Here is a 9470-nt window from a genome sequence, read left to right on the forward strand (position 1 = left end):
GAGCGGGGGTGGGCGTCGACGAGGTGGCTCGGTTGCCGGCGGTACGGCAACGCGTCGGTGACGAGCCGGTCGGGGCGGTCACGGATCCGTGGACGGAGTACCTGGCCGCCGCCCGCCAGCTCGACGGAGTACGCCGCGCGGCGGCCACGGCCGCGGTGGAGCAGGCCCGGGCCGTGGAGGCGGCCCGCGAGGAGTTGGTCCGGGTGCACGCCCGGTTGGCGCCGCAGCAGGCCAGGCTGCGTGAGTCGGGCGTACCGCCGATCTCGCTCACCCCGACGCCGCCGGAGCTGACCGAGGCGGCCCGGTCGATGGTGGGTGGCCCGGCGGCGGTGCTGGCGGCGCTGCGGGTGGCCCGGGGCTGGGCGGACGCCGCCGACGCGACGCTGGCGGCGCGGGGGCCGCTCCGTCCGTCGGCGTGGTCGCCACGGCTGCGCAACCTGCTGGTGTACGGGCCGCTGGCCCTGCTGGTGCCGCTGGCGCAGCTAATGTTCTTCGCGGCGGCGGGGACGGGCGCGGTGAGCATCGCGGCGCTGGTCGTCGGGGTGCCGATGCCGGCGGTGGCGTTCGCCGTCGGGTGGGTCGCGGTGGGGCGGGTCTTCCCTGCCGGCGCCGGCGAGCGGTTGGACCGCACGCCACGGCTGGGGGCGTTGACCTGTCTGGTGCCGGCGGTGGCGGTCACCGCCGGGATCATGCTGGCGATGCTGGGTGGCTGATCGCCGGAATCAGCGGGGGATGATGAGAGCCATCGCCTCGGCCCGCGACTTGGCGTCGTGCTGGAGGGTGCCCCGCACCGCGGAGGTGATGGTCTTCGCACCGCTTTTCTGGATGCCGCGCATCGCCATGCACATGTGTTCACACTCGAGCACGACGACGACGCCGCGCGGCGCCAGCTTGCTCATCAGCAGGTCGGCGATCTGTGAGGTGAGCCGCTCCTGCACCTGCGGGCGGCGGGCGAAGACCTCCACCAGCCGGGCCAGCTTGGACAGGCCGGTGATCCGGCCGTCCGGGCCGGGGATGTAGCCGATGTGGGCGCTGCCACGGAACGGCAGCAGGTGGTGCTCGCAGAGGCTCATCACGTCGATGTCCCGGACGAGCACGAGTTCCTCGTGGTTGGCCTCGAAGGTGGTGCTGAGCACCTGGGCCGGGTCGACCCGTAGGCCGGCGAAGAGTTCGGCGTACGCCCGGGCGACCCGGGCCGGCGTCTGCCGGAGTCCGTCACGGTCGGGGTCCTCCCCGACGGCGATGAGGATCTCCCGGACCGCCTTCTCGATGCGGCCGAGGTCCATGGTGTCCTCGACGCGGCGGCCGGTGAGCCTGCCGCTGATCAGCCGGGCGGCGACGTAGTCGAGCGCCTCGTCACCGTCGGGTTCGGTGGACGAGGCGGCCAGCCCCGAGAAGTCGGGACTGGCCGCGGCGTCGCTGTTCAGTGCGTACCGTCCGAGTTGTTCGAGCCGCCGCCGACGGACGCGCCGTCGGCCTGGGCCTGCGCCTTGAGCTTCTCCTTCTCGCCGGGGGTGAGGACCGGCGGCTCGGTGGAGGGCTGACGCTTGCCGAAGCCGTTGTACGGAGCCATCGGCGGGCGCTTGACCACCCGGGCGCAGATGCGGGCCATGTCGGCGGTGGAGAGGGTTTCCTTCTCCATCAGCTCCAGAACCATGTTGTCGAGCACGTCCCGGTACTCCACCAGGATCTCCCAGGCCTCGTCGTGGGCCAGCTCGATCAGGGCGCGCATCTCGCCGTCGATCTCGGCGGCCACCGCGTCGGAGTAGTCCCGTTCGTGGCCCATGTTGCGGCCGAGGAACGGCTCGTCGCCGCTGGTGCCGTACTTGATCGCGCCGAGCTTGGAGCTCATGCCGTACTGGGTGATCATCGCGCGGGCCAGCTGGGTGGCCTTCTCGATGTCGTTGCCGGCGCCGGTGGTCGGCTCGTGGAAGACCAGCTCCTCGGCGGCGCGACCGCCCAGCGCGTACGCCAGGGTGTCGATCATCTCGGCGCGGGTCTGGGTGTACTTGTCCTCGGTCGGCAGGACCAGGGTGTGCCCGAGCGAGCGGCCCCGGGACAGGATCGTCACCTTGTGCACCGGCGCGGCGTGCGGCAGCGCCCAGGCGACCAGCGCGTGCCCACCCTCGTGGTACGCGGTGATCTTCTTCTCCTGGTCGCTCATCACCCGGGTCCGGCGCTGCGGGCCGGCGATCACCCGGTCGATCGACTCCTCCAGCGAGTCGTTGCTGATCGCCCGCTGTTCCTTACGGGCGGTGAGCAGCGCGGCCTCGTTGATCACGTTGGCCAGGTCGGCGCCGCTGAAGCCCGGGGTACGGCGCGCCACCGAGTCGAGGTCGACGTCGGGGGCGAACGGCTTGCCCTTGGCGTGCACCCGCAGGATCGCCTTGCGGCCCTCCATGTCGGGGGCGTCCACCGGGATCTGCCGGTCGAAACGACCGGGGCGCAGCAGCGCCGGGTCGAGGATGTCCGGCCGGTTGGTGGCGGCGATCAGGATGACGCCGCCCTTGGTGTCGAAGCCGTCCATCTCGACCAGCAACTGGTTGAGGGTCTGCTCGCGTTCGTCGTGACCGCCGCCCATGCCGGCTCCGCGGTGCCGGCCGACCGCGTCGATCTCGTCGACGAAGACGATCGCCGGAGCGTTCGCCTTGGCCTGCTCGAAGAGGTCGCGGACCCGGCTGGCGCCGACACCGACGAACATCTCGACGAAGTCGGAGCCGGAGATCGAGTAGAACGGCACCCCGGCCTCGCCGGCGACCGCGCGGGCCAGCAGCGTCTTACCGGTGCCGGGCGGGCCGAACAGCAGCACGCCCTTCGGGATCTTGGCACCCAGGGCCTGGTACTTCGCCGGGTTCTGCAGGAAGTCCTTGATCTCGTGCAGCTCCTCGACGGCCTCCTCGGCCCCGGCCACGTCGGCGAAGGTGGTCTTCGGCGTGTCCTTGGTGATCATCTTGGCCTTGGACTTGCCGAAGTTGAGCACCCGGGAGCCGCCGCCCTGCATCTGCGACATGAAGAAGATCAGCAGGAGCACCAGCAGGGCGATCGGGAGCAGGTTGACCAGCAGGCTCACCCAGATGCTGTCCGACGACACCTCGGCGTCGGCCGGGCCGGTGACCCGGTTGGCCGCCTTGGCTTCGAGGACCTCGTTCCAGACCTCGCCGCCGACCTCGTACGGGAACTGGGCCTCGATCCGGTCGGTGGTGGTGTCGCCGAACTTGGTCTTCTGGGCCAGGTCGAGCCGGAGCGTCTGCTCCTTGTCCTGGAAGACGACCTTGTTGATCTTGGCGGTGTGGAGCTGGTCGAGCGCAACGGAAGTGTCCACCCGGTGGTAGCTGGGACCAGCGGTGAACAGCTGACTGAGCACAACGGCGCCGAGGATGACCAGGATGATCCAGACCACCGGTCGGCGGAAGAAACGCGTACGTTCCATACTGTTGTCGGGCGCCGAGACGCCCGCATCCTCCTGATCGACGTCCTGACCGTCTGAATGGTGTCGCCGCCGTCGGCGGCGCCGGGCCGCCGTGCGGGCCGGCCTCGACCCCGCGCCGCGCGAACTGCCGCGCCGCGGTCATTCGACCGTACACCGTTCGTGCCAGATGTGAGCTTGTGAGCCCAGCACTTACGCGGAGGGCGAACCGAGGTTTCAGCCGGCGTGACGGGAAGCTCCGGACCGGCCCATCCGTCCGCCCGGTCACGCGGGTCGAGGGGCCGGACGCGGAGTCGCCCCCACATCACCGCAACCTACCGTAGTCGGACTGACTGAGAGCCCGCTGAACGTCTGCCAGACAGCCGCCCGGACCGGGCCGACCCGGACCGGGCGGGGGGAGTCGGCCGGCGGCCGGGCCGGTGAGGACAGTCCGGCCGGTGAGCGCGGCCGGGCCGAGCTTCAGGCCCGGGCGTAGACCTCGGGCTTGAGCACGCCGACGTAGGGCAGCTCCCGGTACCGCTCGCCGAAGTCGAGGCCGTAGCCGACCACGAACTCGGTCGGGATGTCGAAGCCGACGTACTTCACCGGCACGGTGACCTTCACCGCCTCCGGCTTGCGGAACAGGGCGACCACCTCGACGCTGGCCGCCGACCGTGACTCCAGATAACGCAGCAGCCAGGAGAGGGTGAGCCCGGAGTCGACGATGTCCTCCACCACGACCACGTGCCGGCCGGCGATGTCCCGGTCCAGGTCCTTCAGGATGCGGACCACGCCGGAGGAGGTGGCGCCCTGGCCGTACGAGGAGACGGCCATGAACTCCAGCTCGGCCGGCGGGCCGTGCCGGCCCAGCGCCCGGGCGAAGTCGGCCATGAACATGACCGCGCCCTTGAGCACGCAGACGAGCAGGAGTCCGTCCTCGACGCCGGCGTAGTCCGCCGAGACCTGCTTGGCCAGTTCCGCGGTCTTCTCGCGGATCTGCGCCTCGGAGATGATCACGTGATCGATGTCGGCGTCGTACCAGGAGCCGTCAGCCATGGCTCCTAGCCTGCCCCATGGCGACTGGTCTCCGTCGACGGGGCCGCCCCTCCGGGAGTGGCCCCGTCCCCAACTTTTTCGGCAATCCGGATTAATCACCCCAACGGACCCGGGAGCGCCAACGGCGGCCCTGGTCGGTCGGTTTCCAGTCGGCCGAGTCGCGGGTGTCGGCCGTGAGGCCGGCCGCCGAGGCGGCGGCCAGGGCGACAAGAAAGAGCACAAGCAGCAGAAACTCCATGGCGGCGCTCGCTTTCGCGTGGTCTCGGATGTTCTCGCCGCCGGTGCGCACCGGACTGATACCAGTCTCCGCCAGGGCATCAGGGCCGAACAGTGGCAGGAATGCCACCGCACCTCGATTTTCTGCCACCGATGGGGTTACCCTCGTCACATGCTCCGTTCGGTCGCCGTCGTCGCCCTCGACCAGGTCGCCCCCTTCGAACTCGGCGTGCTCGCCGAGGTCTTCGGCACCGACCGCACCGCCGACGGGTTCCCCGGCTACCGGTTCTCCGTCTGCACCGCCGACGGCGGCCCCGTCCGCACCTCCTCCGGCTTCGGTCTCACCCCGCACGCCGATCTCGCCCCGGTCGACGACGCCGACCTAGTCGCCGTCCCCGCCCACGCCCAGGGCGGCGAGATCCCGCCGCACGTGCTGGACGCGCTGCGCCGGGCCGCCGCGCGCGGGGCGTACCTGCTCAGCGTGTGCTCGGGAGCGTTCGTGCTCGGAGCCGCCGGGCTGCTCGACGGCCGGGAGTGCACCACCCACTGGCGGTACGTCGACGAGTTGCAGGCCCGCCACCCGCTGGCCCGGGTCCGGTGCAACTCGCTCTACGTCGCGGACGGTCCGGTGCTCACCAGCGCCGGCACCGCCGCCGGCATCGACGCCTGCCTGCACCTCGTACGTCAGGAGCACGGCTCGGCCACCGCCACCCGGCTGGCCCGGCGGATGGTCGTCCCACCGCACCGCGACGGCGGACAGTCTCAGTACGTCGAGACGCCGATCCCGGCCACCCCCGAGGCGCCCACGCTGGAGCCGGTGCTGCGCTGGCTGATCGAGCACCTGGACCGGCCCGCCACGGTGGACGAGCTGGCCGGGCGGGCCGGCATGTCGCCGCGCACCTTCGCGCGCCGGTTCCGGGCGGAAACCGGGACGACGCCGCACGACTGGCTCACCAACCAGCGGGTGTTGCTGGCCCGGCGGCTGCTGGAGGAGACCCGGCTGACCGTGGACGAGGTCGCCGACCGGGCCGGCTTCGGCGACGCCGCCGCCCTGCGACACCACTTCGCCCGCCGCGTCGGCACCACACCCCAGGCCTACCGCACCACCTTCCGCGACCGCCTCGAACCCGCCGTCTGACGCCGGCTGGCGGCGCGGGCCGACCCGGATCAGTCGACGGGTCGCAGGCGACCGTCCCGGCGGGCCACCCGCAGCCCGCCCGGCAACGCCGTCGCGCCCTGCCCGTGCCAGTCGGTGACCAGGGCGTCCAGCGCGGCGACGTGCCGGTGGGAGAGCGCGGCGGGCGACGCGCCCAGCTCCCGCGCCCAGGCGTGCAACACCCGGGTACGTACCGCCGCGGGCAGCGCGGCCAGCGCGCCGGTGGAGAGCCCATCCCCCGCCCCGGACCGCGCCTCGGTGAGCGCGACGGCGGCCAACTCGTCCAGGGCGGCGGTGTCGGCGGCGACCAGCCGGGCGGTGCGGGCCAGGTTGTCCAGCACCGCCTCACCGAGCGCGCCGACCAGCACCGGCAGCACGTCGGCGCGGACCCGGGCGCGGGCGTACGACGGGTCGGCGTTGTGCGGGTCCTCCCACGGCGTCAACCCCAGAGCGGCGCACGCCGAGCGGGTCTGCTCCCGGGTGACGTCGAGCAGCGGACGCAGCAGCGGCACGCCGTCAAGGTCACGGCACGGCGGCATGCCGGCCAGACCGCGCGGCCCGGCGCCCCGGGCCAGCGCCAGCAGCACCGTCTCGGCCTGGTCGTCGCGGGTGTGCCCGAGCAGCAGCGCGGCGGCCCCGTGCCGTCGGGCGGCGGCGGCCAACGCCTGGTAGCGGGCATCGCGGGCAGCCGCCTCGGGACCGCCCGGCCGCCCGGCCACGGTCACCGCGACCGCCTCCACCGGGTCGAGCCCCACCCCGACCGCCCAGCGGGCCACGGCGGCGGCGCGCCCGGCCGAACCGGCCTGCAACCCGTGGTCGACGGTGATCAAACCGGCGGGGCGGCCCGCCCGGGGCGCGACGAAGGCGACGGCGGCTGCGAGAGCGAGGGAGTCGGCCCCGCCCGAGCAGGCGACCAGGACCGGCCCGTCGCCGGGCAGGCCGGTCAGCGCGCGGCGGACCACGGCCCGGACCGCGGCGACCGGCGGGGCGAGGACGGCCACGGCCGTACGCTCAGCCGACGGTAGGAGTGGCGCCCGCCGGCCCGTGCACCCGGGCCACCCAGGCGTCCGGGTCGCCCAGTTCGTCGAGGCGGGGCAGGGTCAGCGGGGAGCCGAAGACCCTGTTGAAGCCGGCCATGCCGACCCGGTCGACCACCCCGTGCACGAACGTGCGGCCCTCGGCGTACTGGCGCATCTTGACGTCCACGCCCAGCAGCCGGCGGATCACCTTCTCCAGCGGGTTGCCCGCCTCCCGACGACGGTTGAACGCCGCCCGGATCTGCTCGACGCTGGGGATGACCTGCGGGCCGACGCCGTCCATGACGAACTCGGCGTGCCCCTCCAGCAGGGTCATCAGGGCGGTGAGCCGGTCCAGCACGGCCCGCTGCGCCGGGGTCTGCACGATGTCGAGGACGCTGGCGCGGCTCTCCGGGTCCTTCACCGCGTCGGAGAGGGTGCTCACGCCGCGGCGCAGCCGCTCCAGCAGGTGCTCTCCACCCTGCGAGGCGTCCACGAACGCCTGCACCTCGCCCAGGAAGTACGCGCGCATCCACGGCACGGCGGTGAACTGGGTGCGGTGGGTGACCTCGTGCAGGCAGACCCAGAGCCGGAAGTCGCGCCGGTCGGCCGCCAGCTTCCGCTCGACCTCGACGATGTTGGGCGCGACCAGCAGCAACTGCCCGGGGTCGGCGGAGAAGACCTCGTACTGGCCGAGGACCCGGCCGGAGAGGTACGCCAGCACGGTGCCGGCCTGCACCCCGGTGACCCGGGAGCCGACCGCCTCGGTGAGCGGGCCGGGCTGCTTGTCACCGGAGAGCCGGCTGACCAGGGGGGTGATCACCTCACGCAGCCCGGCGATGTTGGTCGACGCCCAGTCACGCCGATCCACCACGCGCACCGGCGGGTGGGACACCTGCGAGCGCAGCCCGGTGTAGTCCGCGACGTGCCCGGCCGCCTCGTCGGTGAGCCGCCGCAGGTCGCCGACCGCCTCGGCGGCTTCCGCGTACGACACGCGCGGGCCCGACTTGCCCAGCGCCCCCGCGGTCGCGGCGGCCAGATCCCAGTCCACGAACTGCGCCATGCACCCACCGTACCCGCGCCGGAACACCCCTGGCGGGGGCCACGAGCCGCGCCGGCCGCCCACCGCCGGACGAGCCACATCCGTACTCAGGTCTGGTAGCGCTCGCGACCCGTGCCTGGGGCCGACCGCGCGGCGCGGCACCTCGGCCGGGCCGACGCCGGCTGGAGGGATCAGCGGCAGCCGCAACCCGCCAGGGCGCCGGTGATGCGGTCGAGGGCCTGCCGGGTGCTGTCCGTGTCGCCGACCGCCCGGTCGGTGAGCACAGCGAAGCTGAGCAGCCGGCCCTCGGCGGTGGTGACCAGCCCGGCGATGGAGTGCACGCCGGTCAGGGTGCCGGTCTTGGCCCGCACCGCACCGGCCCCGGCCTTCGTCGCCGCCACCCGGTACCGGCCGTCGAGGGTGCCGGACCAGGCGGCGACCGGCAGGCCCCCGAAGATCGCGGCGAGCTCGGGACGCCGGCCGTTGCCGGCGAGAGCGATCAGGTCGGTCAGCAGGGAGGGGCTGATCCGGTTCGTCCGGGACAGGCCGCTGGCGTCGGCGAGGCTGATCTCGTCGGCCGGCAGCCCCAGCTCGGCGACCACCGCGTCCATCGCCGCCGCCCCACCGGCGAACGAGGCCGGCTGGCCGCGGGCCAGCGCCACCTGCCGGGCCAGCGCCTCGGCGACCACGTTGTCGCTGTCGCTGATCATGATGTCGACCAGGCGGATCATCGGCAGCGACTCGACCCTGCCCAGCTCGGTGCCGGGTGCCGGGGCGGCACCGGCGGATTCGCCGGCCGCCGCCGGCGCCTTCCCCCTGCCGACCCGGACGTCGTCGCCGAGCCCGAGCAACCGGGCGAACGCGCGCCCGGCGGCGAGGTCCGGCTCGGCGAAGCGTGCCGCCGCACCGTTCGTGTCGTCGAAGGTCCGCCGGGCGACCGCCGGGTCGCGCCGCGCCCCGTCGGTCATCAGCGCGGTGATCGACCCGCCGTACCCGCCGGTCGGGATGTCGGCGTCCCAGCCGGGGCCGTGCACCGGCCCGGGGAAGAGCGTGGCGTCCACCGTGACCTTGGTCGGGGCGGCCCCGCCGAGCGCCTGCCTCACCTGCTCGGCCAGGGTGTCGAGGCGGGCCGCGCCGGGGTAGAAGCCGTCGCCGTCGACCGCCAGGGTGGGGTCGCCGCCGCCGACGAGGACCACCTCGCCGGGGGTGGCCCCGGCGACCGCCCGGGTGGGGATCCGGTGGCCGGGACCACGGGCCGCCAGCACGGTCACCCCGGTGACCAGCTTGGTCACCGAGGCGGGCACGGTGCCCTCGTCGCCGCCCCTGGCGTAGAGGGACTGGCCGGTGGTCACGTCGACCACCGACACGTTGACCCGGCTGCCGAGCGCGGCCTGCCCGAGCAGCGGGTCGATCGCGGCGCGTACCCCGTCGGGGGTGGGCTGCGGGGCGTTGGCGTCCGGGCCGGCGAGCACCGGCGACGGGTCCGGCTCGGATGTCGGGGCGACCGTCGGGGCGGGGGCCGCGTCACCGAGCCACCCCGCGACCGGGCCGGGGCGGAGCACCACGACGCCCCCGGCC

At 73.7% G+C, this 9470-nt stretch carries 9 protein-coding genes; 2 read left to right on the plus strand and 7 right to left on the minus strand.

Annotated features, from left to right (window positions below; all coding sequences use genetic code 11):
* Positions 1-32 precede the first annotated feature (32 nt).
* Positions 33-713, plus strand: a complete 681-nt coding sequence (locus E1165_RS25910; RefSeq protein ID WP_132394355.1) for a hypothetical protein — start codon at positions 33-35, stop codon at positions 711-713.
* 9 nt (positions 714-722) lie between these two features.
* On the opposite strand, the gene folE is transcribed toward E1165_RS25910, so the two are convergent.
* The 4 genes from folE to E1165_RS25930 form a co-directional block, all read right to left on the minus strand.
* Entirely contained in the window at positions 723-1388 is a 666-nt protein-coding gene (folE, locus tag E1165_RS25915; RefSeq protein ID WP_132394347.1) for a GTP cyclohydrolase I FolE, read from the minus strand.
* Positions 1389-1423: 35 nt separating this feature from the next.
* Positions 1424-3430 carry an ATP-dependent zinc metalloprotease FtsH gene (gene ftsH / locus E1165_RS25920; protein WP_132394348.1) on the minus strand — a complete coding sequence of 669 codons (2007 nt, stop codon included), beginning with the start codon at positions 3428-3430 and terminating at the stop codon, positions 1424-1426.
* Positions 3431-3886: 456 nt separating this feature from the next.
* On the minus strand, positions 3887-4462 hold the full coding sequence (hpt, locus tag E1165_RS25925) for a hypoxanthine phosphoribosyltransferase (RefSeq protein WP_132394349.1): 576 nt from the start codon (positions 4460-4462) through the stop codon (positions 3887-3889).
* Between the two features lie 91 nt (positions 4463-4553).
* Positions 4554-4808 carry a hypothetical protein gene (locus E1165_RS25930; protein WP_132394350.1) on the minus strand — a complete coding sequence of 85 codons (255 nt, stop codon included), beginning with the start codon at positions 4806-4808 and terminating at the stop codon, positions 4554-4556.
* A gap of 42 nt (positions 4809-4850) precedes the next feature.
* On the opposite strand from E1165_RS25930, the gene E1165_RS25935 reads away from it, so the two are divergent.
* Positions 4851-5816: a GlxA family transcriptional regulator gene (locus E1165_RS25935; protein ID WP_132394351.1), complete on the plus strand. Its 966-nt coding sequence runs from the start codon at positions 4851-4853 to the stop codon at positions 5814-5816.
* A gap of 29 nt (positions 5817-5845) precedes the next feature.
* Here E1165_RS25935 and tilS read toward each other — a convergent pair whose 3' ends face one another.
* From tilS to dacB, 3 genes are all read right to left on the minus strand, one after another.
* A complete protein-coding gene (gene tilS, locus E1165_RS25940) occupies positions 5846-6835 on the minus strand; it encodes a tRNA lysidine(34) synthetase TilS (protein WP_132394352.1) in 990 nt (329 codons plus the stop codon).
* Positions 6836-6845: 10 nt separating this feature from the next.
* Positions 6846-7913 (minus strand): zinc-dependent metalloprotease, encoded by a 1068-nt coding sequence (locus tag E1165_RS25945; protein ID WP_132394353.1) that lies wholly within the window; start codon positions 7911-7913, stop codon positions 6846-6848.
* 170 nt (positions 7914-8083) lie between these two features.
* Positions 8084-9470, minus strand: a 1387-nt coding sequence (gene dacB / locus E1165_RS25950) for a D-alanyl-D-alanine carboxypeptidase/D-alanyl-D-alanine-endopeptidase (RefSeq protein ID WP_132394354.1), incomplete at its 5' end; no start/stop codon positions are given.

Origin of the sequence: Micromonospora sp. KC723 (assembly GCF_004348595.1) — a bacterium.
Lineage (GTDB): Bacteria > Actinomycetota > Actinomycetes > Mycobacteriales > Micromonosporaceae > Micromonospora.

Excerpts from the sequence above, each read along its gene's own strand:
- ftsH (WP_132394348.1), bottom strand. The coding sequence starts at position 3,430 with ATGGAACGTACGCGTTTCTTCCGCCGACCGGTGGTCTGGATCATCCTG.
- hpt (WP_132394349.1), bottom strand. The coding sequence starts at position 4,462 with ATGGCTGACGGCTCCTGGTACGACGCCGACATCGATCACGTGATCATC.
- E1165_RS25935 (WP_132394351.1), top strand. The coding sequence starts at position 4,851 with ATGCTCCGTTCGGTCGCCGTCGTCGCCCTCGACCAGGTCGCCCCCTTC.
- E1165_RS25945 (WP_132394353.1), bottom strand. The coding sequence starts at position 7,913 with ATGGCGCAGTTCGTGGACTGGGATCTGGCCGCCGCGACCGCGGGGGCG.